We start from the raw sequence: 22,964 nt of genomic DNA on the forward strand, positions 1-22,964 counted from the left end.
GCGTGCCGGCTGGCACCATCCTCCACTGGCGTCATCCTGCGCTTGCCTCAGGATCCGCCGTGCCGCAGCCGCCGCGGCCGCTGGTCCCGCGGCACGGTGGATCCTGAGACGAGCCCAGGATGACGGCGGGAGGAGAGGGCCGTGCCGTCTCACGCGACGGCGCCCGAGGCGAGCGCGCCCTCCGCGCCTCCGCGTGAACATGATGGCTCACGCGAAGCCGCGAAGACGCGAAGCATGGAGACGCGGCACCGCCGCCGCAGGAGCGACAGCTTCGCGCCCTCGCGTCTTCGCGTGAACGATCTCGCGCGGAGGCGCGGGGAGAGTGCGTGAGCGGCGATGCGCTCGTCTCGCTGCCAACCGAAGAGCCTGCGGCGCGTCCGCCCCTCACCCGCTCACTCTGAGCGAGCTTTCGCGCTTCCCCGCCGCGCGCCGCGCCGCTACCGCCGCGACATGGCCGCGCTGACCCGTCGCAAGCTGCTGATCTCCGGGGGCGCGGGCGTCGGGCTGGTGGTCGCCTGGGCGCTGTGGCCGCGCCACTATGGCGTCTCGCTGCCGACCGCGCCCGGCGAGGCGGCGTTCGGTGCCTTCCTCAAGATCGCGCGCGACGGCCAGGTGATCGTCGCGGTGCCGCAATGCGAGCACGGCCAGGGCGTCTACACCGTGCTGGCGCAGATCGTCGCGGACGAGCTCGGTGCCGACTGGCGCACCGTCGGCGTGGAGGCCGCGCCGCTCGCCCCGCGCTACGCCAACCCGCTCGGCGCCGCCGCGCTGTTCGCGGACGCCGCGGCGCACGTGCCCGAGCGCGTCCGCGACGAGATCTGGACGCGCGACTCGCTCCTGGTCACCGCCGGCTCCAGCTCGGTGCGCCGGTTCGAACAGCCGCTGCGCGAGGCGGGGGCGGCGGCGCGCGTGCTGCTGTGCCAGGCCGCGGCGAAGCGATGGGACGCCGACTGGCAGCAGTGCGACACGCGCGCCGGCTTCGTCACGCTGGGCGACCGCCGCCTCCGCTTCGCCGAGCTGGCCGAGGCGGCGGCGGGCGGGCGCGTGCCCGACGAGCTGCCGCTGCGGCTCGGCGACGAGGGGCGGCTGAGCGGCGAGTCGGTGCCGCGGCTCGACTCGCCCGCCAAGGTCGACGGCTCGGCCAATTTCGTCGCCGACGTGCGGCTGCCCGACATGGTCTTCGCCAGCGTCCGCCAGGGGCCGCAGCCGGGCGCGCGGCTGCGCTCCTGCGACCGGACGGCGGCCGAGCGCGTGCGCGGCATGCTGTCGGTGGTCACGACCGATCACTGGGTCGCCGCGGTGGCGAACAACTGGTGGGCCGCCAACCGGGGCGTCGCCGCGCTGGCGCCGCGCTTCGAGCGCGACGGCACCATGGTGGACGACATCGCGATCCAGCGCGCGCTCGACGCCGCGCTCGATCGCGCCGGCGAGTCGGTGGCGCGCGTCGGCGACGCCGCGGCGGCGCTGCGCGGCGGCGGCGTGATCGAGGCCGAGTATAGCGTCGGCCCCGCGCTCCACGCCGCGATCGAGACTCCCGCCGCGACCGCGCACTGGCGCGACGGCCGGCTGGAGCTGTGGCTCGCCACCCAGGCGCCGACGCTGGCGCGTGCCGCGGCGGCGCGCGCGGTCCAATTGTCCGAGCGTGACGTGATCGTCCACGCGATGCAGGTCGGCGGCTCGTTCGGCGAGGCGCTGGAGCATGACGTCGCGGCGCAGGCGGCGGTACTCGCGCGCGCGCTGCGGCGGCCGGTGCAGCTCTGCTGGTCGCGCGGCGAGGCGCTACTGCACGATCGCGTCCGCGCGCCCGCCAAGGCGCGGATGCGCGCGCGGCTCGGCCCGCGCGGCGCGATCCTGGCGTGGCACGCCGCCATCGCCGCGCCGTCGACCGGGCGCGCGCTGGGCGAGCGGCTGCTCGCGGGCGACCCGCTCCGCCGCGTCGCCGCCGCGCTGCCCGCGGGTGCCGACCGCTACGCCACCTCGGGCGCGGTGCCGCCCTATCGGCTCCCGGCGCTCGCGGTCGATCACCACCCGGTCGCGCTCGACCTGCCGACCGGCCACCTGCGCGGCGGGGCCGACGGCTACACCGCCTTCTTCACCGAGTGTTTCATCGACGAGCTGGCGCGCGCGGCGGGCAGCGAGCCGATGTCCTATCGCGTCGGGCTGCTCGGCGGCGACGCGCGGCTGGCGCGCTGCCTCACCACCGCGGCCGAGCTCGGCGGCTGGTCGGGCGGCGTGCCGGGGAGCGGGCAGGGGATCGCCTGCCATCGCATGGCCGGCAGTGCCATCGCGGTGCTCGCCGAGGCCGACGTGGGCGACGGGGGCGACGCGCGCGTCACCCGCCTGGTCGCCGCGGTCGACGGCGGGCGCGCGATCAACCCCGACGTGGTGCGCCAGCAGATCGAGGGCGGGCTGGTGTTCGGCGTCGCGGCCGCCACCGGCACCGCGGCGGGCTATGAGGAGGACCTCGCCACCGTCCGCCACCTCGGCGCGCTCGACCTGCCGACGCTCGCCACCGCGCCCGAGATCAGCGTGGAACTGATCGCCAGCGGCGCGGATTGCGGTGGGATCAGCGACCTCGGCGTGCCCGCGGTCGCCCCCGCCATCGCCAACGCGCTGTTCGCCGCCACCGGCACGCGGCGGCGCGCGCTGCCGCTCAGGAGATCGTAGATGCTGCCCGCCGACCATCCGACGATACCGGCGCCGCGCGTCGGCGTGCTGCTGATCAACCTCGGCACGCCCGACTCCGCCGACACGCGCGCGGTGCGCCGCTACCTCGCCGAGTTCCTGTCGGACCGGCGCGTGGTCGAGCTGCCCCGGATCGCGTGGCAGCCGATCCTGCGCGGCATCGTGCTGACGACGCGTCCGAGGAAGTCCGCGCACGCCTATCAGCAGGTGTGGAGCGAGGCGGGCTCGCCGCTCGCCGCGGTGACGCGCGCGCAGGCGGAGGCGCTGAAGGACGCGTTCGGCGCGGGCGTGCTGGTCGACTGGGCGATGCGCTACGGCAATCCAGCGATCGCCGACCGACTGGCGGCGATGAAGGCGGCGGGGTGCGAGCGCATCCTGCTCGCGCCGCTCTACCCGCAATATTGCGCCGCGACGACCGCCACCGCCAACGACAAGGCCTTCGCCGCGCTGGCGCAATGGCGCTGGCAGCCGGCGATCCGCACGCTGCCGCCCTATCACGACGATCCCGCTTATGTCGCGGCGCTGGCCGCGCGCGTCGGCGAGGGACTCGACGCGCTCGACTTCGCCCCCGACGCGCTGATCGCCAGCTTCCACGGCATGCCGCAGCGCACGCTGGAGCGCGGCGACCCCTATCACTGCCACTGCCAGAAGACCGCGCGGCTGCTCGGCGAGGCGCTGCGCGAGCGGCTCGCCGGCCGGCCGCTGACGGTGGCGTTCCAGTCGCGCTTCGGCAGCGCCAAGTGGCTCGGCCCCGCCACCGACACCACGCTGGAGGCGATGCCGGGGCAGGGCATGCGCAAGGTCGCGGTGGTGGCGCCGGGCTTCTCCGCCGACTGTCTGGAGACGCTGGAGGAGCTGGCGATCCGCGGGCGCGAGAGCTTCATCGCCGCGGGCGGGACGCATTTCGCCTACCTGCCCTGCCTCAACGACTCGCCGCAGGGTGTCGCCATGCTGCGCACGATCCTCTCGCGCGAGCTTGAAGGCTGGGTGGCGCGCGGCTAGCCTCTCACCAAGGTTAAGGGAGAGGCAGGCATGGCAAGGGTCGCGATCGTCACCGGCGGCACACGGGGCATCGGCGAGGCGATCAGCGTCGCGTTGCGCGACCTGGGCATGACCGTCGCCGCCAATTACGCCGGCAACGACGAGCGCGCGCGCGATTTCACCGCGCGCACCGGCGTCGCCGCGTACAAGTGGGACGTGGCGGACCATGACGCCTGCCAGGACGGCTGCGCCAAGGTCGCCGCCGAGCTGGGGCCGGTCGACGTGCTGGTGAACAACGCGGGGATCACGCGCGACGGCACGATCCTGAAGATGACCTACGCGATGTGGAAGGAGGTCATGGACACCAACCTGGGCGGCTGTTTCAACATGGCCAAGGCGGTGTTCCCCGGCATGCGCGAGCGCAAATGGGGCCGGATCGTCAACATCGGCTCCATCAACGGCCAGGCCGGGCAGTACGGCCAGGTCAATTACGCCGCGGCGAAGAGCGGCATCCACGGCTTCACCAAGGCGCTGTCGCAGGAGGGCGCGCGCGCCGGCGTCACCGTCAACGCGATCGCGCCGGGCTATATCGACACCGACATGGTCGCCGCGGTCCCGGGCGAGGTGCTGGAGAAGATCGTCGCCAAGATCCCGGTCGGCCGGCTCGGCCAGGCGCAGGAGATCGCGCGCGGCGTCGCCTTCCTGTGCTCGGAGGAGGCCGGTTTCGTCACCGGCTCGACGCTGAGCATCAACGGCGGCCAACATATGTACTGAGGTCGAAGTTACCTCAGTCGAAGCGAGAGCGTGCTCCTGCGCACGCGGGGGCACGGGTCGGGCCGGATGGATCGAGGCTCGGCGCCCCGAGCGGCGATCAGCCCGCCCCCGCGGTCACGATCGCCACGAAGTTGGCGGCAACGGGGGGGCTCGCGCTGGCGTGGACGAGCCACATCGCGCTGACCGCGCTGTCGTCCGCGAGCGCGGTATAGACCAGCCCGGCCGACTGGAGCGCGCACAGCGACTCCGCCACCACGGTGATCCCCACGCCGGCCGCGACCAGGCCGAGCAGGGTCGACACCTCGCGCACGGCCTGAGCGACGCGCGGCTCGGCGCCGGCCGCGCGCATCAGTGCGAACAGTTCCTCGGTGAAGCCGCCGCTGCGATCGCTGGCATAGACCACCAGCGGGTGCGCCGCGGCGTCGGCCAGCCGCAGCTCGGCGCGACCGGCGAGCGGGTGGTCGGGACGGGTCGCCACCACCAGCCGCTCGCGCAGGATCCGGGTCGCGGTCAGCTCGGGCGGCAGCGACGGCGGCGCGGCGCTTCGGAGAAAGCCGACGTCGAGCGCGTCGCCGAGGATCGCGCCGACCTGCGCCGGCCCGGCGACCTCGGACAGGGCGAGCTGGACGTCGGGGTAGCGCAGCCGATAGGCGTGGATCGCGGCGGCGACCTGCGGGATGAAGGGAGCGGAGGCGTTGAAGCCGACGCGCAGCTCGCCCAGCTCGCCGCTGGCGGCGCGGCGCGCCACCGTCGCCGCCTTCTCCGCCTCCGCCAGCGTGCGCCGCGCCGCCTCGAGGAACATCGCGCCCGCGTAGGTCAGGGTGACCCGCCGGCTGGTGCGATCGAGCAGGCGCACGCCCAGTTCGTCCTCGAGCTGGCGGATCTGCTGGCTGAGCGGGGGCTGCGAGATGCCGAGCCGCGCCGCCGCGCGCGCGAAATGCAGGTCCTCGGCGACTTGGACAAAATAGCGCAAGTGGCGCAGCTCCATGATTGATAGCCTGTACGTATCAATCGCGGCGGAAACAATATTAGACAAAGCGTTAACCTGCGCTCATCCGCTGCACCGCGGCATCTCACTGCGCCGCCGTCCTTTCCTGGTCGTCCGTCGCTGCCCGCGCTAGGCTGGCGCGCGACGCCGCTCACCGGGGCGGGCGCCACCAACGGGAAGCTGTGCCCATGATCGGCATCGTACGCATAGCGCTGGCGCGGCCGCTGACGTTCATCGTCATGGCGATCCTGATCGCGATCGTCGGCGTGCTCGCCGCGATCCGTACCCCGGTCGACATCTTCCCCGACATCCGCGTGCCGGTGATCGCCACCGCCTGGCAGTACGCCGGCCTATCGCCCGACGAGATGTCGGGGCGGATCATCACTCCGTTCGAGCGCGTGCTGACCACCACGGTCAACGACATCGACCATATCGAGAGCCAGTCGCTGCCCGGCATCGGCGTCGTGAAGATCTACTTCCAGCCCGGCGCCGACATCCGCACCGCCACCGCGCAGGTCACCTCGGTGTCGCAGACCGTGCTCAAGCAGCTGCCGCCGGGCATCACCCCGCCGCTGGTGCTCAACTACAGCGCCTCGACCGTGCCGATCGTCCAGCTCGCGCTCTCGGGCAAGGGCCTGTCCGAGGGGCAGATGTTCGATCTCGCCAGCAACCAGGTGCGCCCCGGGCTGGTCACCGTGCCGGGCGCGGCGATCCCCTATCCCTCGGGCGGGCGCCAGCGCCAGATCCAGATCGACCTCGACCCCGACGCGCTCCAGTCCAAGGGACTGTCGGCGCAGGACGTCGGCAACGCGATCGCGGCGCAGAACCAGATCAACCCGGCGGGCTTCGCCAAGATCGGCGGCTTCCAGTACAGCGTCCGCCTCAACAACGCGCCCGGATCGATCGAGGAGCTCAACAGCATCCCGGTGAAGGTCGTGGGCGGCGCCACCATCTACATGCGCGACGTGGCGCACGTGCGCGACGGCTCGGCGCCGCAGACCAACGTCGTCCACGTCGACGGCGCTCGCTCGGTGATCATGACGGTGCTCAAGAACGGCGCCACCTCGACGCTGGCGATCGTGCAGGGGATCAAGGACGCGCTGCCCAAGATCCAGGAGACGCTGCCGAGCACGCTCAAGATCGTGCCGATCGGTGACCAGTCGCTGTTCGTCCGCGCCGCGGTGGAGGGCGTGGTGAAGGAGGGCGCGATCGCGGCGGCGCTGACCAGCCTGATGATCCTGCTGTTCCTGGGATCGTGGCGCTCGACCGTGATCATCGCCATCTCGATCCCGCTGGCGATCCTGTCGGCGATCATCGGCCTGGCGGTGACGGGCAACACGCTCAACACCATGACGCTCGGCGGCCTCAGCCTCGCGGTCGGCATCCTGGTCGACGACGCGACGGTGACGATCGAGAACATCAACTGGCATCTGGAACAGGGCAAGCCGGTCCACCGCGCGATCCTCGACGGCGCGGCGCAGATCGTGACGCCCGCCTTCGTCTCGCTGCTGTGCATCTGCATCGTGTTCGTGCCGATGTTCTTCCTGCCGGGCGTGGCGGGCTTCCTGTTCGTGCCGCTGGCGCTGGCGGTGGTGTTCGCGATGATCGCCTCGTTCATCCTGTCGCGCACGCTGGTGCCGACCATGGCGATGTACCTGCTCAAGCCGCACGGCGCGGGTGACGACCATGACCAGCAGAGCGCCGGCGCGCCCGCGTCGCGCAACCCCCTGGTGCGGTTTCAGCGCGGCTTCGAGGCGCGGTTCGAGCGGATCCGCACCGGCTATGGCGGGATGCTCGAGCGCGTGCTCGCCGCGCCCAAGGGCTTCGTGATCGGCTTCCTCGCGGTGGTGCTGCTGTCGTTCGGGCTGGTGCCCTTCCTGGGGCAGAACTTCTTCCCCTCGGTCGACGCGGGGCAGATCGCGATGCACGTGCGCGCCCCCGTAGGGAGCCGGATCGAGGAGACCTCGGCCGAGTTCGACCGCATCCAGCGTCGCATCCGCCAGATCATCCCGGCCGACGAGCTGGTCTCGGTGGTCGACAACATCGGCCTGCCGGTCAGCTCGATCAACACGACCTACAACAATTCGGGCACGGTCGGCCCGCAGGACGGCGACGTGCTGATCCAGCTGTCGGAGGACCATGCGCCGACCGCGGACTATGTCCGCCGGCTGCGCGAGCAGCTGCCGCGCGACTTCCCCGGCGCCACCTTCTCCTTCCTGCCGGCGGACATCACCAGCCAGATCCTCAACTTCGGCGCGCCCGCCCCGATCGACATCCAGATCGCGGGCAAGGACGCCGACGCCAACGCTGCCTATGCGCAGAAGATCATGCGCCGGATCGCCAAGATCCCCGGCCTGGCCGACGCGCGCATCCAGCAGTCGGCGCGCTACCCGCAGCTCAACGTGGCGGTCGATCGCAGCCGGATCGGCCAATATGGCCTGACCGAGCGCGACGTCACCACCAGCCTGGCGAGCTCGCTGGCGGGCACCGCGCAGACCGCGCCCGTGTTCTTCCTCAACCCCGACAACGGCGTGTCCTACCCGGTGGTGGCGCAGGCGCCCGAGTATCGCGTCGGCTCGATGAGCGACCTGTCGAGCATCCCCGTGACCGGCACGAACGGGCGCTCGCAGGTGCTGGGGGGTCTCGGCACGATCGTCCGCGCCAACGCGCCCGCGGTGGTGTCGCACTATAATATCGCGCCGGTTGTCGACATCTTCGCCACGCCGGCGGGGCGTGACCTGGGCGCGGTGGCGGGCGATATCCGCCAGGTGCTCGACGAGCTCAAGGCCGGGGCGCCGAAGGGCGCGACCGTCACGCTGCGCGGCCAGTACGCCACGATGAACAGCGCCTTCTCGGGCCTGGGCTACGGGCTGCTCGGCGCGATCGTGCTGATCTACCTGCTGATCGTGGTGAACTTCCAGAGCTGGCTCGACCCGTTCGTGATCATCACCGCGCTGCCCGGCGCGCTGGCGGGGATCATCTGGATGCTGTTCGTCACCGGCACGACCTTGTCGGTGCCCGCGCTCACCGGCGCGATCATGTGCATGGGCGTGGCCACCGCCAACGCGATCCTGGTGGTGAGCTTCGCGCGCGAGCGCCTCGCCGAGCTGGGCGACGCCACTGCCGCCGCGCTGGAGGCGGGGATGACCCGCTTCCGCCCGGTGCTGATGACCGCGCTGGCGATGATCATCGGCATGCTGCCGATGGCGCTGGCGCTGGGCGAGGGCGGCGAGCAGAACGCCCCGCTCGGCCGCGCGGTGATCGGGGGGCTGCTGGTCGCCACCTTCGCCACGCTGATGTTCGTCCCTGTCATCTTCAGCCTCGTCCACCGCCGCCGCGCCGCGACCGCGCCGACGCGCGAGGCCCACCATCTGGAGCAAGCCCATGTCTGAGGCGTCGGTCGAGACGTCACCCCGGCCGCCGTCGCGGTCGCTGCGCACGGCGGGCATCGCCGCGGCGGTGATCGCGGTCGGCGTCGTGGGCGCGGGCATCGCCGCGCGGTCGCGCACCGAGAGCAAGCTCGCGGACTGGACCGCGGCGCAGTCGACTCCCAGCGTCGCGGTGATCCACGCCAAGCCCGCCGCGGCGACCGGGGCGCTCACGCTGCCCGCCAACCTCCAGGCGATCAACAGCGCACCGATCTTCGCGCGCACCAGCGGTTACGTGCGCAAATGGTACGTCGACATCGGCGACCCCGTCCGTGCCGGCCAGACGCTGGCGGTGCTCGACGCGCCCGAGATCGACCAGCAGCTGGTCGCCGCGCGCGCCGACCTCGAGACCGCGCGCGCCAACCAGCAGCTCGCCGCCTCGACCGCGACGCGCTGGCGCAACATGCTGGCGAAGGACGCGGTGTCGAAGCAGGAGACCGACGAGAAGGTCGGCGACCTCGCCGCCAAGACAGCGGTGACCAACGCCGCGCGCGCCAACGTCTCGCGGCTGACGTATACACAGGGCTTCACCCGGCTGGTCGCGCCGTTCGCCGGCACCGTCACCAGCCGCTCGACCGACATCGGCGCGCTGGTGACCGCGGGGACGGCGGCGTCGACCCCGCTCTTCACCGTCTCCGACGTGCGGCGGATGCGCGCCTATATCCGCGTGCCGCAGAACTTCTCGGCGCAGATCCACCCGGGCATGCACGTGACGCTGACGCTGCCCGAGTATCCCGGCCGCACCTTCGACGCGACGCTGACCCGCACCGCGGGGGCGGTGGAGCAGTCGTCGGGCACGGTGCTGGTGCAGGTCGAGGCGCCCAACCCCGACCGCGCGCTCAAGCCCGGCGCCTATGCCCAGGCGAGCTTCCCGGTAGCGGGCGCGAGCGGCGCGGTGGCGCTGCCCGCGAGCGCGCTGATCGTCGGCGAGAGCGGTACCCAGGTCGCGCTGGTCGGCGCCGACGGCAAGGCGCACCTGCGGACGATCCGCATTGGCCAGGATCACGGCAACACCGTGGAGGTCAGCGCGGGCGTCACCCCGCGCGACCGCGTGATCGACAACCCGCCCGACTCGCTCGCCGACGGCGATGCGGTGCGGGTGCAGAAGGCGGCGGGGCGGTGAGGGGAAGGACGCTGCGTTCGCGGCCCTGGGCCCCTGCGTCCGCAGGAGCGCGGGGAGGGACCGTAAGGGGCGGCCGTGTTCCTGCGAACGCAGGAACCCAGGGCGACGAGGTGGTACGTCCGTGGTCGTGCGGCTCGGGAAGCGCAGCGTCGCCCCACGCCTTCGCGTCGCCCCGGACATGTTCCAGGAGTCACCGTTCCGCTCGTCCAACGACCGTGGAGGCTGCCGCCGGGTGGATCCCGGACGAAGGCCGGGATGACGATGGTGGGACGCGTGTCCGTCACGCTCTTACCGTGGCGCGCCTCGCCGCACTCGCCGCGCTGCTCGCCACCGCGGCCTGCTCCGTCGCGCCCGACTATGTCCGCCCCGCCACCCCCGCACCCGCGGCCTACAAGGAGGCGGAGGGCTGGCAGGCGGCGGGGACGGCCGTCGCCCCGCCGGGCCGGTGGTGGGAGGCGTTCGCCGACCCGGTCCTCTCGGGCCTGGAGGAGCGCGTCGTCGCCGGCAACCAGGACCTCGCCGCCGCGGTCGCGCGCTACGACCAGGCGCGCGCGGTCGCGCGCCAGGCGCGCGCCGACCTGTTCCCCGAGGTCGGCGTCTCCGCCGACGTCAGCCGCGACCGCGTCTCCGCCGGCCGACCGCTCGCGCTCGGCAGCGCCGCGCCCTACACGGTCGGCACCGTCGGCGCCTCGCTCGCCTATGAGCTCGACCTGTTCGGCCGCGTGCGGAACTCGGTGCGCGCCAGCCGCGCCGACGCCGCCGCGAGCGCGGCCGACGTCGCCGCGGTGACGCTCGGGCTGCAGGCGCAGCTCGCCAGCATCTATTTCGACATGCGCGGGCTTGACGCGCGCATCGTGCTGCTACGCCAGACGGTCGAGGCGAACGCGCGCGCCTATCAGCTCACCGACACGCGGCACAGCGGGGGCATCGCCTCGGGCATCGACGTCAGCCGCGCGCAGAACCTGCTCTCCAGCGCGCGCGCCGAGCTCTCCGCGGTGGGCGTGGCGCGCCAGCGCGACGAGCACGCCATCGCGGTGCTGCTCGGGGAGGTGCCGGCGGGCTTCACGCTGGCGGTCGAGGATCGCCAGCTCGCGCCGCCCGCGATCCCTGCCGGCCTGCCCTCGACCTTGCTCGAGCGCCGCCCCGATATCGCCGCCGCGGAGCGCCGCGTCGCCGCCGCCAACGCGCGGATCGGCGTGGCGCGCTCGGCGCTGTTCCCCAGCGTCACGCTCGGCGCGGCGGGCGGTTTCGAGGCGGCGCGCGGCTCGCTGCTGAGCGCCTCCAACGGCTTCTGGGCGCTCGGGCCGCTGTCCGCGGCGCTGGCGATCTTCGACGGCGGTCGCCGCCGTGCCGGGGTGCAGCGCGCGCGTGGCGAGTATGACGAGGCCGCGGCGTCCTATCGTCAGACCGTGCTCACCGCCTTCCGCGAGGTGGAGGACGCGCTCGCGAGCCAGCGGCTGCTCGCCGCGCAGGAGCGCGACCAGCGCACCGCGGCCGAGGCGGCGGAGCACACGCGCGAGCTGGCGTTGATCCGCTACCGCGACGGGGCGGCGGACTATCTCGAGGTGGTCACCGCGCAGACCGCCGCGCTCGACGCCGAGCGCGCGCTGCTGACGGTGCGGAGCCAGCAGCTCCAGACCGCGACCGACCTGATCCGCGCGCTGGGCGGGGGCGTGACGACGAGCTGAGCGGCGCTGTCATCGCGCTGCCGCAGTCCGCGGCTAAGCGCGGGCGTGCGTTCGGCGGCGTGCTCCTGCGAAGGCGGGAGCCCGGCGCCGCGCTCATCGCGTTCGCGGCTTTGGGTTCGCGCGCGCGCGGGAACACGGCGCGCCGACCGGGGTATATGAAAACGGCCCGCGCACCGGCCCGTCCCTGAGACGAAGGAGCAAGCCATGCCGCCGATGCAGGATCGCCGCAGCTTCATCCGCGGCATGATGGCCTCGGCCGGCGCCGCGGCGTCGCTGACCCCGTCGATCGCGCGCGCGCTCGAGCTGCCCGGGCGGCACCGCACCGGCACGCTGCGCGACGTCGGCCATGTCGTGATCCTCACCCAGGAGAATCGCGCCTTCGACCATTATTTCGGGGCGATGCGCGGCGTGCGCGGCTTCGGCGACCGCTTCGCCGCGCCGGCCCCGCCCATGCCGGGCGCGCCGCACCGCACCGTGCTGCTCCAGCCCAACGAGCATCCCGGTGCCGCGCCGGCGACGCTCGCCCCGTTCCGGCTCGACACCGCCACCGACTTCCGCCTCTACCGCCCGCTCGGCACGCCGCACGGCTTCGCCGACAGCCAGGCGGCGTGGGACAACGGCCGGATGGGCGCCTGGACGCACGCCAAGCACAACCACGCCATGGCGCATTTCACGCGCGCGGACCTGCCGTTCCAATATGCGCTCGCCGAGGCCTTCACCCTGTGCGACGCCTACCACTGCGCGATGCACCTCAGCACCAACCCCAACCGGCTGTACATCTGGACGGGGACGCACGACCCGCTCGCGCGCGCCGGCGGCCCGGCGATCGACAACGGCTATGACAGTATCGACGCCGACCCGCTGAACCACGGCGGCTACCGCTGGACCACCTATCCCGAGCGGCTGATGGCGGCGGGGATCGGCTTCCAGATCTACCAGGACATGGCCGACAATTTCACCGACAACCCTCTGGTCGGCTTCCATGCCTATCGCCGCGCGCAGCGGCCGGTCGACGCCGCCGCGGCGCTGTTGGCGCGGCGCACCACCACGACCCGCACGCTCGATGACCTGCGCCAGGACGTGCTGGACGACCGCCTGCCCGAGGTGTCCTGGATCATCGCGCCCGAGGCGGCGTCGGAGCATCCCAGCGTCTCCACCCCGCTACAGGGCGGCGACTATAGCGCGCGCGTGCTCGACGCGCTCACCGCCAACCCGGACGTGTGGGCGCGCACCGTGCTGCTGATCAATTTCGACGAGAATGACGGGCTGTTCGACCATGTCCCGCCGCCCGCGCCGCCGGCGCGCGAGGGAGGGCGCCTGGCGGGCGCCACCGACGTGCCCGCCGAGGACGAATATCACCGCCACTGCCGCACCCCCGAGGACGCCGCCTATCGCGACCGGCCCTACGGCCTGGGCATGCGCGTGCCGCTGTACGTGGTCTCGCCGTGGAGCCGCGGCGGCTATGTCGCCTCCGAGGTGTTCGACCACACCAGCGTGCTGCGCTTCCTGGAGGCGCGCTTCGGCGTGCGCGAGCCCAATATCAGCGCGTGGCGGCGCGCGGTATGCGGCGACCTGACCTCCTGCTTCGACTTCGCCGCGCCCGACACCGTCGCCTTCATGGCGGGCCTGCCGGAGACCGCGGCGCCGTCGGCGCGCGCCGCGGGGCTGAAGGGCATCGCGCCGCCGCTCCCCGCGACGGTCGAGCCGCCCGAGCAGGAGCGCGGGCTGCGCCGGCGTCGCGCCACGTCCTACGCGCTCGACGCCGAGCTGCGCCGCGGCGACTCGCCCGCCCTGCTGCTGGTGAACCGCTCGCGCGAGCGCGCCGCGGTGTTCCACGTCTACGACATGGCGCGGCTCGAGGCGGCGCCGGCGCGATACACCGTCGCGGCGGGCGGCACGCTGCCGCACCCGCTGCCCGCGGACGATGCCGACCTGTTCGTGCTCGGCCCCGACGGTTTCCACCGCCGGCTGGTCGGCCGCGGCGACCTGTTCGGCGTGCGCCTCACGCGCGGCGCCGCGCCCGCGCTGCTGGTCGAGAACCGCACCGACGCGGCGCTGACCGTCGAGGTGACCGACCGCGCCTACGGCGCCGCGGCCGCCACGCTCGCGCTGGGCGCGCGCGAGACCCGGCGCGTCGCGCTCGACCTCGCCGCGAGCCACGGCTGGTACGACCGCGCGCTCGTCGCCGGCGCGCAGGCGTGGCGCATGGCGGGCCATGTTGGCGATGGGCGCGACACCTTCTCGGACCCCGCGCTGGGCGGCGCGGGGCCGTTGGTACCCGCGACGGTGATCTGAGCGCGGCGGTCGCGCCGCGGTGAGGTCATTCTCACCCTCGCCCCTCCGCGGCTTCGCCGTTCCCTCCTCTCTCGGAAGGAGAGGGAAGGGGGCCGCTGCCATAGGCAGTCGGAACGGCGAGGGTGACCCTAGGCAGATGCGGGACGCTTTCCCCGTGAAGCCTGATCCGCCTCCATCGATCCGCGCGCCGGCGAACGCCGGAGCCCGGCGCCGCTCGCGTGACGCCACTGGCTCTGGGCTCCTGCGTCCGCAGGGGCACGTCAGATGGACCAGCGTCTAGCTCACCGCGTCTGGAAGTCTGTCATCCGCCTGACTTGATGTGGCGCGAGACGGTGGGGATGGAAGGATCGCGCCGACTCGCTCCCCCGCTGCGCGGCGTCGCCGGCTCGCTCGCGCCGCTCGGCTATGGTGCCGCCGCGTTCGGCGCCTATTTCTCGATGTACGCCTTCCGCAAGCCCTTCGCCGCCGCGACCTACGACCAGGTCGCCGGATGGCACCACGCGCTCGACTATAAGAGCGCGCTGCTGATCGCGCAGGTGATCGGCTACGCGCTGTCCAAGCTGATCGGCATCCGCGTGATCGCCGAGTTCGGGCGGAGCGGGCGCGGCGCCGCGATCCTGGCGCTGGTCGCGGCGTCCTGGGTGGCGCTGCTGCTGTTCGCGCTGACGCCGGCGCCGTGGAACATCGGCTTCCTCTTCCTCAACGGCCTGCCGCTCGGCCTGATCTGGGGGCTGGTGTTCAGCTATGTCGAGGGGCGGCGCACCTCCGAGCTGATCGGCGCGATCCTGTGCGCCAGCTTCATCGTCTCCTCCGGCGTGGTCAAGACCGCGGCGACGCTGGTGCTCAACGCGGGGATCGCGCCGGGCTGGATGCCCGCGCTCACCGCGCTGCCGTTCGCGCCGCTGCTGCTCGGCTGCGTGCTGCTGCTCGAGCGCATGCCGCCGCCCGACGCGCGCGACGTCGCCGAGCGGCGCGAGCGCGCGCCGATGCCGACCGCGGCGCGGCGCGCCTTCCTGCGCGCGCACGGCGCCGCGCTGGCGCTGCTGATCGCGGGCTATGTGCTGCTCACCGCGCTGCGTGACTTCCGCGACAATTTCGCCGCCGAACTGTGGACCGCGCTCGGCGCCGGCGGGAACGCCGCGGTGTTCTCGCAGAGCGAGATCCCGGTCGCGGTGCTCGCGCTGACGGGCCTGGCCGCGCTGATGGCGGTGCGCGACAATCGCCGCGCCGTGCTGGCGATGCACGCGATCATCCTCGGCGGCGCGCTGCTGATCGCCGGCAGCACCGCGGCGTTCCAGCTCGGGCTGATCGGTCCGCTCGGCTGGATGATCCTCGGCGGCGCCGGCCTGTACCTCGCCTACACGCCTTATAACGCGATGCTGTTCGACCGGATGGTGGCGGCGGTGGGGCAGGCGGCCAACGCCGGCTTCCTGATCTACGTCGCCGATACCTCGGGCTATGCCGGCAGCGTCGCATTGCTGCTCTACCGCAGTCTCGGCGCGGGCGCGCGCGACTGGCTCTCCTTCTTCACCGCCGCCTGCTACGTCACCGCCGCCGCGGTGGCGCTGCTCACCACGCTGTCGGCCCTGCATTTCCGGCGCGCGGCGGGCCGGGAGACGGCATGATGTACGACGTGATCGTGGTCGGCGCCGGCATCGTCGGCCTCGCGCACGCGCTCGCCGCGGCGCGGGCCGGCGCGCGCGTGCTGGTGCTCGACCGCGACGCGCGCGCGGTCGGCGCCTCGGTGCGCAATTTCGGCTTCGTCACCGTCACCGGCCAGGCGCGCGGCGCGGGGTGGCAGCGCGCGCGGCGCAGCGCTTCGGTGTGGCGCGAGGTCGCCGCGCCCGCGGGGATCGCGATCGTGCAGGAGGGGCTCACGCTGGTCGCGCGGCGGCCCGAGGCGGCGGCGGTGCTCGACGCCTTCATGGCGACCGAGATGGCCGAGGGCTGCCGCCTGCTCGACCCCGCCGAGCTGGCGCGCCGCCTGCCCGCGCTCCGGCCCGGCACCGCGGTGGTGGCGCTGCAGAGCAGCGCCGACCTGCGCGTCGAGTCGCGCGACGCGATCCCGCGGCTGGCGGCGTGGCTGGAGACGGCGCACGGCGTCGCGATCCGGCGCGGCGTCGCCGTCACCGAGGTGGTCGAGGGCGGGGTGATCACCGCCGAGCGCAGCTACACCGCCCCGGTCGTGATCGCCTGCCCGGGTGACGAGGGGGCGGCGCTCTTCCCCGCCGCCTTCGCCGCCGCCGGGGTGCGGCGCTGCACGCTCCAGATGCTGCGGCTCGCCGCGCCGGGCGACCGTCACGCCAGCCCGGTGATGAGCGACCTCAGCCTGGTGCGCTACGAGGGCTATGCCGCGCTGCCCCCCGCCGCCGCGCTCGCCGAGCGGCTGGCGCGCGAGGAGCGCGAGGCGCTGGCGCACGGCATCCACCTCATCGCGGTCCAGTCGGCCGACGGCACGATGGTGGTGGGCGACAGCCACGTCTACGGCGACTCGGTCGAGCCCTTCGCGCGCGCCGCGGTGGACGACGCGATCCTGGCGCAGTGGAGCGCGCTGTTCGGCACGCCGCCGCGCGTGGTGGAGCGCTGGACCGGCAGCTACGCCTCGGTGGCGGGGCGGCACAGCCTGGTCGAGGCGCCGTTCCCGGGCGTGCGGCTGGTGGTGGTGACGAGCGGCACCGGTGCCTCCACCGCCTTCGGGCTGGCGGAGGAGGTGATCGCGGGTCTGGTGGGCGAGGGGCATCTGCGATGGGCGCGCTGAAGGCGGTGGTGTTCGACTGGGCCGGGACGATGGTCGATTTCGGTAGCCGCGCGCCGGTGATCGCGCTCCGTCGCACCTTCGCCGCGGCGGGCGTGGCGATCGAGGAGGCCGAGGCGCGCGCCGACATGGGGCTCGCCAAGGGCGACCATATCCGCGCGATCCTCCGCGCGCCGCGGGTCGCGGCGGCGTGGCGCGCGACGCACGGCGCGGCGCCGGGGGAAAGCGACGCGGTCGCGCTGCTCGCCGCGCTCACGCCCGCGATGCGCGAGGCGGCGCGTCGCACCGCGCGGCTGATACCGGGCGCGGCGGAGGTGGTGGCGGGGCTGCGCGCCGCCGGGGTGCGGATCGGCTCCTGCACCGGCTACACCCGCGAGATGATGGCCGACATCCTGCCCGCCGCGGCGGCGCAGGGTTATGTCCCCGACCATCTCGTCTGCGCCGGGGAGACCCCGAGCGGGCGGCCCTCGCCGCTGATGCTGTGGCACAATCTGATCGCGCTCGACGCCTGGCCGGCGAGCGCCTGCGTCAAGGTGGACGACGCGGCGGTCGGCGTCGCCGAGGGGCGCGCCGCGGGCGCCTGGACGATCGGCGTCGCGGCGACGGGCAACGCGCTCGGGCTCGACGAGGCCGAGCTCGCCGCGCTCGACCTATCGGACCGCACCGCGCGGATCGCGGCGGCGGCAGCGACGCTGCGTGCCGCGGGCGCCCATGCGGTGATCGAGAGCGTGGCCGACCTGCCCGCCGCGCTGGCGGAACTGCCGATCGGCTGAGCGGCGCGACGATGTTCGGGCGAAGGTGGCGGAGAGGGTGGGATTCGAACCCACGGTACCCGTGAGGGCACAACGGTTTTCGAGACCGTCCCAATCGACCACTCTGGCACCTCTCCGCGGAGGACGCCGGGGTCTGCGAGAGAGCTGCCCGGCGGCGATCGAGCGGCGCCCCTAGCCCGGTCCCGACGCGGACGCAAGCGTGTCTGTTGTTGTGCGCGACGATTTCCGCACTAGATTGGGGGAATGACCCGCGAACACACGATGACCGCCAAGGCCGAGGCGCCGGTCGCGCCGCCGATCGCGCACGCGCGCTTCTCGATCGGCGACGTGGTGCGCCATCGCATGCTCGATTTCCGCGGCGTGATCTTCGACGTCGACCCCGTCTTCGCCAACAGCGAGGAATGGTACAACTCGATCCCCGAGGACTTCCGGCCGAGCAAGGACCAGCCCTTCTACCATCTGCTCGCCGAGAACATGGAGTCGAGCTACGTCGCCTATGTCAGCCAGCAGAACCTGGTCCACGACGACAGCGACGAGCCGATCGACCATCCCGCGATCGCCGGCCTGTTCGACCGGCTGGACGACGGCCGCTACGGGCTGAAGCGCCAGCATCGCCACTGATCGCCGCGCTCGTCGATCGATCACGGAATCGGTTGACAGGCCGGGAGGCTTCGCATAGCTCGCACGCTTCTCTCGCAGGGTACGCCCTCGCGAGCTATGAAATTTGGGAAGTGACAAGAGCCATGTTCGCAGTCGTGCGCACGGGCGGCAAGCAGTATCGCGTCGCCGCCGGAGACAAGATCGTCGTCGAGAAGATCGAGGGCGAGGCCGGCGCGTCGGTGACGCTGGGTGACGTGCTGCTCGCGGGCGAGGGCGCGGAGCTCAAGTCGGTCGACGGCCTCACCGTTGCGGCGGAGATCGTCGCCCAGGCCAAGGGCGAGAAGGTGATCGTCTTCAAGAAGCGTCGCCGCCACAATTATCGTCGTCGCAACGGCCATCGCCAGAACCACACGATCCTCAAGATCGTGTCGGTCGGCTGATCCCGTAGCGCGCAGGAGCAAGAGCAATGGCACATAAGAAAGCAGGCGGTTCGTCGCGCAACGGTCGTGACTCGGCCGGCCGTCGTCTCGGCGTGAAGAAGTTCGGCGGTCAGGAAGCGATCGCGGGCAACATCCTCGTGCGCCAGCGCGGCACCAAGTTCTACCCGGGCCGCAACGTCGGGATCGGCAAGGACCATACCCTCTTCGCGCTCGTCGACGGCCGCGTGGTGTTCCACGAGGGCAAGCTGGGCCGCAAATTCTGCTCGGTCGATATTATGGCGGCCGCGGCCGAGTAACATCGGGCAACCACACCGGGTTGCCCACCAGGGCGACCCGGGGTTCCGCAGCACGGAACCCAGCCACCAAGGGAGACGGGTCGCCCCGGCTCCCTTTTTTCATGCTCCCTCGCCCCAGCGTGTCGCGCCACCGTCATCGAGGTGTGGCAGCGGCCCGAACAAGGAGACGGAGCATGTTCGCGTTGACGCCGAGACTCACGCTCAGACCGGGCTGGCTCGAGGACGCCCCCGCGCTGGCGCGCGCGATCGCGCACGAGACGGTGGTGTCGCGGCTGGCGCGCGCCCCCTGGCCCTATGCCGAGGAGGACGCCGCCGCCTTCCTGTCGCTGCCGCCGCACCCGCGCGAGCCGCGCTTCCTGATCGCGGAGCGCGCCGGCGACTATCGGCTGGTCGGCGGCGTCGGGCTGCACCGCGGCGAGCGGGGCGGGGTCGAGCTGGGCTATTGGCTCACGCCCGATGCCTGGGGCCGCGGTTATGCCACCGAGGCCGGCCGCGCGGTGCTCGACATCGCGCGCCACGCGCTCGGGCTCGCGCGGGTCGACTCGCACCATCACGCCGACAATCCGGCCTCGGGGCGGGTGCTGCGCAAGCTGGGCTTCGTCGAGTGCGGGCGATCGCGCCGCTACGCGCTGGCGCATGACACCGACGTGGAGTGCGTCGAGTATACGCTCGATCTCGCCGCCGATCCCGAGCGAGCGATGCCGATCGCGGCCTGATCGTCGGTTGCTTTCGGCGCTGAACCCGCCACAAGGGCAGCAACATCCCGCAACCTCGACAGGTCACGATCCGATGACGCGGGCGACCGCTGTCCTTCCCCGCCGGCGGCTGTCGCCCGAGGCGTCGCGCGACGCGGCGCTGGAGGCAGCGCGCGCACTGCTCCTCGAGGACGGGCCGCAGGCGGTGACTCTCAAGGCGGTGGCCGCGCGGGTGGGGCGGACGCACGCCAACCTGCTCCACCATTTCGGCTCGGCCGACGGGCTGCAGCGGGCGCTGATCGAGCGGATGGCGGCGGCGATCGTCGCGACGATCCGCCAGGCGGTGCGCCGCTCGCGCGCCGAGCGCGACCCGGCCGCGCTGGTCGACGTGGTGTTCGACGCCTTCGGTGCCGGCGGGGCGGGGGCGCTGGCGAGCTGGATGATCCTCACCGGCAACCGCGACGCGCTCGACCCGGTGTTCACCGCGATCCACGACCTGGTCGAGGAGCTGGCGCGCGACGAGGAGCGCCCCGACGCACCGATCCGCGACGAGACGCTCCAGCTGGTGCTGGCGGCGCTCGGCGACGCGCTGCTCGGCGCGGCGATGGCGCGCGCGCTGGAGCTGCCGCCCGGCCGCGCGCGCGAGCTGGCGGCGCGCATGCTGCTGCGCGACCGGGGAGTAGGGGAGGATTAGGGGCGCGGGCGCGCAGTGAAGCGCCGACCTCTCCGTTAACCTGGGTTCCCGCGACCGCGGGCATCCAGGCTAACGGGCGTCAGGCCTGCCAACCGTGGGCCCCGTCGTCCGCGAGGGGCTGATCCATCGGGTGCGAACCAGCGGGGTCCTCCTGCTGACGCGGGAGTCCAGAGCCACGAGCGTCACGCCTGCCGCCCTGGCTCCGGCGTCCGCCGGAGCACGGATCGATCGAGGTGGATCAGACCCTAGGGCACCGGACTGGGATGTCGCGGGTGCCTCTCCCGCACTCTGCCCGCTACTTCGCCGCCCAGCGGATCGCGTTGGTCAGCACGCGGCGGTAGTTGGGATCGTCGTAGTTGGCCGCGTCATGGCCCAGCGCCGAGAAGAAGACATGCCCCTTGGCGCGCGGGTTGACCCACATGATCGGGTGCTTGCCCATGCGCAGCTTGTCGCCGGTGCGGTAGGTCGCCTCGTCGACGCGCGCGAGCACGGTCATGCCGTGCTGGCTGGGATCCCCGCTGAACGAATACCATTCGTCGCTCGACGTCCAGGGCAGCTTCACCCCCGCCATCACCGGGTGGCGCGGCTGGTCGACCAGGATCGTCGCGCGCTGGATATGGTCGTCGCCGTTGGGATGGCCGATGAACTCGGTGCCGATGATCGTGTCGACGTACCAGGGCGACTTGTGGCTGTTGTCCCCCGCGGCGTGGAGCGCGACCACGCCGCCGCCGCGCGCGACGAAGCGCTCGAACGCGGCCTGCTGCTCGGGAGTCAGGAACTCGCCCGACGCGCTGTTGAGCACCACCACCGAGAAATGCTTGAGCATCGCGTCGTTGAAGACCGCGCCGTTCTCGGTCTGGAAGCTCTTGCGGCCGAGCCCGCGCGCGATGTCGGCGAGCACCTCGTTCGAGTGCGGGATGTGCTCGAAGTGGCGCCAGCCGTTGGTCTTGGACACGATCAGCACGCCGCGCTCGATCCCGGCGGGCAGCGTCGGCGGGGTCGTGTCGAGCGTCGGCGTCGGCAAATGCGGGTCGGGCGCGGCCTGCGCCAGCGCCAGCGCCCCGAGCATCGCGATCAGTCGCATCCCATTCCTCCTGTGCTGTATGTCATCGTGCCGGCGTCGCGGCCGCGCGCGCCTGGTCGATCTCGGCGCCCCATGGGTCTCGGCGCACCACGGTCGTCCCCTCGGCGGTGAAGTCGGCGATCGTGTCGCCCGCGCGGTCGTAGCGCGGCCAGCGCGGCAGGCCGGTGCCGTTGGGATCGCCGGTCTTCACGAAATTGGCGAGATACTGCCCCATCGCATGCCCCATCGCGGCGTCGCGCGGGCTGGTCTGCGCGCCATATTTGATCGCGGCATTGTCGAGGAAGAACGGGATGTCCGTGGCGTGCTGCGCGCCCGGCTTGCCGACCGAGCTGGCGACGTAGGAGAAGCGATATTCCCACACCGGCACGCCCTTGGCGGCGAGCCGCGCCGCGGCGTCGCGCGCGCCCGCGACCATGTAGCCGGTGCGGCCGCCGATATCGGCGCTGGTGGCGCCGATCAGCATCGGCACGCGCGCGAACCGGTCCTGATCATAGGCCGCGCCCATGTCGACCACCACCTTGCCGTCGATGAACGGCCCCGAATAGGTCGGCGCGGCGGGATCGCGCGGCGCCATCGACGCGAGGTTGAGCCCGTCCACCACCTGCTCGCCGGGGAGCGCGCGCAGCCGGTCGAGCGCGTCGGAGGCGGACGGATCGATGCCCTTGGCGCGTGCGAAATCGGCGCCGATCCGCTCGGCGTCGGCGAGCGCCTTGCCGCGCGGGTCGGGATGGCCGTCGCCGCCCGACATGGCGAAGGCCTGGTGGAACAGCCCGCGCGCCAGCGGCGAGGTGACGAGCTGGTGCACCGACATGCCGCCCGCGCTTTCCCCGACGATCGTCACCCTGCCCGGATCGCCCCCGAAGGAAGCGATATTGCGCTGGACCCAGTGCAGCGCCGCGATCTGGTCCATCGTGCCGTAATTGCCGAGGCGCCCGCCGTCGGGGTCGGACTGGCTGAGCTGCGGCAGCGCGAAGCTGCCGAAGCGGCCGAGCCGATAGTTGAAGCTGACGAACAGGATGCCGCGCCTCGCCATGTTCGCGCCGGCATAGGTCGGCGGCGAGGCACCGCCGTTGACGAAGCCGCCGCCGTAGATCCAGACGAGGACCGGCAGCTTGCCCTTGGCCGCGGTGGGCTTCCACAGATTGACGTAGAGGCAGTCCTCGGCCGGCGTGGTGCCGAGCGGCGCGGCGTCGCTGGGGAAGGGCAGCTGCATGCAGTCGGCGGCGTAGCGCGTGGCGTCACGTGCCGTCGTCCAGCGCGCGACCGGCTGCGGCGCGCGCCAGCGGAGGGCGCCGACCGGCGGCGCGGCGAAGGGGATGCCCTTCCAGCTCGCGACGCCATCGCTCACCGCGCCGCGCACCGGCCCCGCGTCGGTGCGGACGATCGTGCTAGGCTGCGCCAGCGCGGGCGCGGCGGTGACCAGGGCGGCCAGCGCCGCGGCGATCGGCATGGTCATCCGTCTTCCTCCCCTTGGCGGCCGTGCCCGGTCGACATCGTGCGCGGCCCATACCTTCCTCGCCCCCGCCTCCGCGTCAACCAGGCTCGCCGTCGGATCGAGGGGCAGTGGGCAATTTACCCAGGTCTGAGGGGCTTAAAGCTTTGGTTAGCGCTGCGTTAAGCGTGTTCTTAACGTTCCGTTAGGACTTTTATGACAGATCGTCTGTC

Annotated in this window: 18 protein-coding genes and 1 tRNA gene; 15 read left to right on the forward strand and 4 right to left on the reverse strand. The window is 72.8% G+C overall.

Going from position 1 to position 22,964, the window contains the following annotated elements; translation table 11 throughout:
- Nucleotides 1-450: 450 nt before the first annotated feature.
- From KZ813_RS19660 to phbB, 3 genes are read left to right on the forward strand one after another with little or no spacing between them, the layout of a single operon-like run.
- Nucleotides 451-2,667, forward strand: a complete 2,217-nt coding sequence (locus tag KZ813_RS19660) for a xanthine dehydrogenase family protein molybdopterin-binding subunit (protein ID WP_219756694.1) — start codon at nt 451-453, stop codon at nt 2,665-2,667.
- On the forward strand, nt 2,668-3,687 hold the full coding sequence (hemH, locus tag KZ813_RS19665; RefSeq protein ID WP_219756695.1) for a ferrochelatase: 1,020 nt from the start codon (nt 2,668-2,670) through the stop codon (nt 3,685-3,687). It abuts the gene before it with no gap.
- Nucleotides 3,688-3,717: 30 nt separating this feature from the next.
- Nucleotides 3,718-4,440: an acetoacetyl-CoA reductase gene (gene phbB, locus KZ813_RS19670; protein ID WP_219756696.1), complete on the forward strand. Its 723-nt coding sequence runs from the start codon at nt 3,718-3,720 to the stop codon at nt 4,438-4,440.
- Between the two features lie 97 nt (nt 4,441-4,537).
- On the opposite strand, the gene KZ813_RS19675 is transcribed toward phbB, so the two are convergent.
- Nucleotides 4,538-5,428, reverse strand: coding sequence for a LysR substrate-binding domain-containing protein (locus KZ813_RS19675; protein WP_219756697.1), 891 nt, complete (start codon nt 5,426-5,428; stop codon nt 4,538-4,540).
- A gap of 188 nt (nt 5,429-5,616) precedes the next feature.
- Here KZ813_RS19675 and KZ813_RS19680 point away from each other — a divergent pair, with 188 nt between their 5' ends.
- The 7 genes from KZ813_RS19680 (at nt 5,617) to phnX (ending at nt 17,490) form a co-directional block, all read left to right on the forward strand.
- Complete coding sequence (locus KZ813_RS19680) at nt 5,617-8,820, forward strand: efflux RND transporter permease subunit (RefSeq protein WP_219756698.1); 3,204 nt, start codon at nt 5,617-5,619, stop codon at nt 8,818-8,820.
- On the forward strand, nt 8,813-9,979 hold the full coding sequence (locus KZ813_RS19685; protein WP_219756699.1) for an efflux RND transporter periplasmic adaptor subunit: 1,167 nt from the start codon (nt 8,813-8,815) through the stop codon (nt 9,977-9,979). Before KZ813_RS19680 ends, KZ813_RS19685 begins: the two co-directional genes overlap by 8 nt.
- Before the next feature lie 293 nt (nt 9,980-10,272).
- Complete coding sequence (locus KZ813_RS19690; protein WP_219756700.1) at nt 10,273-11,667, forward strand: efflux transporter outer membrane subunit; 1,395 nt, start codon at nt 10,273-10,275, stop codon at nt 11,665-11,667.
- A gap of 204 nt (nt 11,668-11,871) precedes the next feature.
- Nucleotides 11,872-13,962 (forward strand): phosphocholine-specific phospholipase C, encoded by a 2,091-nt coding sequence (locus KZ813_RS19695; protein ID WP_258046989.1) that lies wholly within the window; start codon nt 11,872-11,874, stop codon nt 13,960-13,962.
- 338 nt (nt 13,963-14,300) lie between these two features.
- A complete protein-coding gene (locus tag KZ813_RS19700) occupies nt 14,301-15,587 on the forward strand; it encodes a DUF5690 family protein (RefSeq protein ID WP_258046990.1) in 1,287 nt (428 codons plus the stop codon).
- Nucleotides 15,584-16,720 carry a TIGR03364 family FAD-dependent oxidoreductase gene (locus KZ813_RS19705; RefSeq protein ID WP_219756701.1) on the forward strand — a complete coding sequence of 379 codons (1,137 nt, stop codon included), beginning with the start codon at nt 15,584-15,586 and terminating at the stop codon, nt 16,718-16,720. Before KZ813_RS19700 ends, KZ813_RS19705 begins: the two co-directional genes overlap by 4 nt.
- Nucleotides 16,708-17,490, forward strand: coding sequence for a phosphonoacetaldehyde hydrolase (gene phnX / locus KZ813_RS19710; RefSeq protein WP_219756702.1), 783 nt, complete (start codon nt 16,708-16,710; stop codon nt 17,488-17,490). Before KZ813_RS19705 ends, phnX begins: the two co-directional genes overlap by 13 nt.
- A 26-nt stretch (nt 17,491-17,516) precedes the next feature.
- On the opposite strand, the gene KZ813_RS19715 is transcribed toward phnX, so the two are convergent.
- Nucleotides 17,517-17,606 (reverse strand) — tRNA-Ser (locus KZ813_RS19715).
- Between the two features lie 127 nt (nt 17,607-17,733).
- Between KZ813_RS19715 and hspQ the strand changes: the two genes are divergently transcribed.
- The 5 genes from hspQ to KZ813_RS19740 all read left to right on the forward strand — a co-directional run bounded on the left by hspQ (nt 17,734) and on the right by KZ813_RS19740 (nt 20,215).
- A complete protein-coding gene (hspQ, locus tag KZ813_RS19720) occupies nt 17,734-18,111 on the forward strand; it encodes a heat shock protein HspQ (RefSeq protein WP_219756703.1) in 378 nt (125 codons plus the stop codon).
- 122 nt (nt 18,112-18,233) lie between these two features.
- Nucleotides 18,234-18,530: a 50S ribosomal protein L21 gene (gene rplU, locus KZ813_RS19725; RefSeq protein ID WP_219756704.1), complete on the forward strand. Its 297-nt coding sequence runs from the start codon at nt 18,234-18,236 to the stop codon at nt 18,528-18,530.
- A gap of 26 nt (nt 18,531-18,556) precedes the next feature.
- Nucleotides 18,557-18,826 (forward strand): 50S ribosomal protein L27, encoded by a 270-nt coding sequence (rpmA, locus tag KZ813_RS19730; protein WP_132910023.1) that lies wholly within the window; start codon nt 18,557-18,559, stop codon nt 18,824-18,826.
- Between the two features lie 173 nt (nt 18,827-18,999).
- Entirely contained in the window at nt 19,000-19,542 is a 543-nt protein-coding gene (locus KZ813_RS19735; protein WP_219756705.1) for a GNAT family N-acetyltransferase, read from the forward strand.
- Nucleotides 19,543-19,615: 73 nt separating this feature from the next.
- Nucleotides 19,616-20,215 carry a TetR/AcrR family transcriptional regulator gene (locus KZ813_RS19740; protein ID WP_219756706.1) on the forward strand — a complete coding sequence of 200 codons (600 nt, stop codon included), beginning with the start codon at nt 19,616-19,618 and terminating at the stop codon, nt 20,213-20,215.
- A gap of 295 nt (nt 20,216-20,510) precedes the next feature.
- Here KZ813_RS19740 and KZ813_RS19745 read toward each other — a convergent pair whose 3' ends face one another.
- Nucleotides 20,511-21,299, reverse strand: coding sequence for a ThuA domain-containing protein (locus KZ813_RS19745; protein WP_219756707.1), 789 nt, complete (start codon nt 21,297-21,299; stop codon nt 20,511-20,513).
- Nucleotides 21,300-21,321: 22 nt separating this feature from the next.
- The gene (locus KZ813_RS19750) at nt 21,322-22,755 is read right to left on the reverse strand and encodes a carboxylesterase/lipase family protein (protein ID WP_219756708.1); all 1,434 of its coding nucleotides are present in this window, start codon (nt 22,753-22,755) and stop codon (nt 21,322-21,324) included.
- Nucleotides 22,756-22,964 lie beyond the last annotated feature (209 nt).

Source organism: Sphingomonas folli, from assembly GCF_019429525.1.
GTDB lineage: Bacteria > Pseudomonadota > Alphaproteobacteria > Sphingomonadales > Sphingomonadaceae > Sphingomonas > Sphingomonas folii.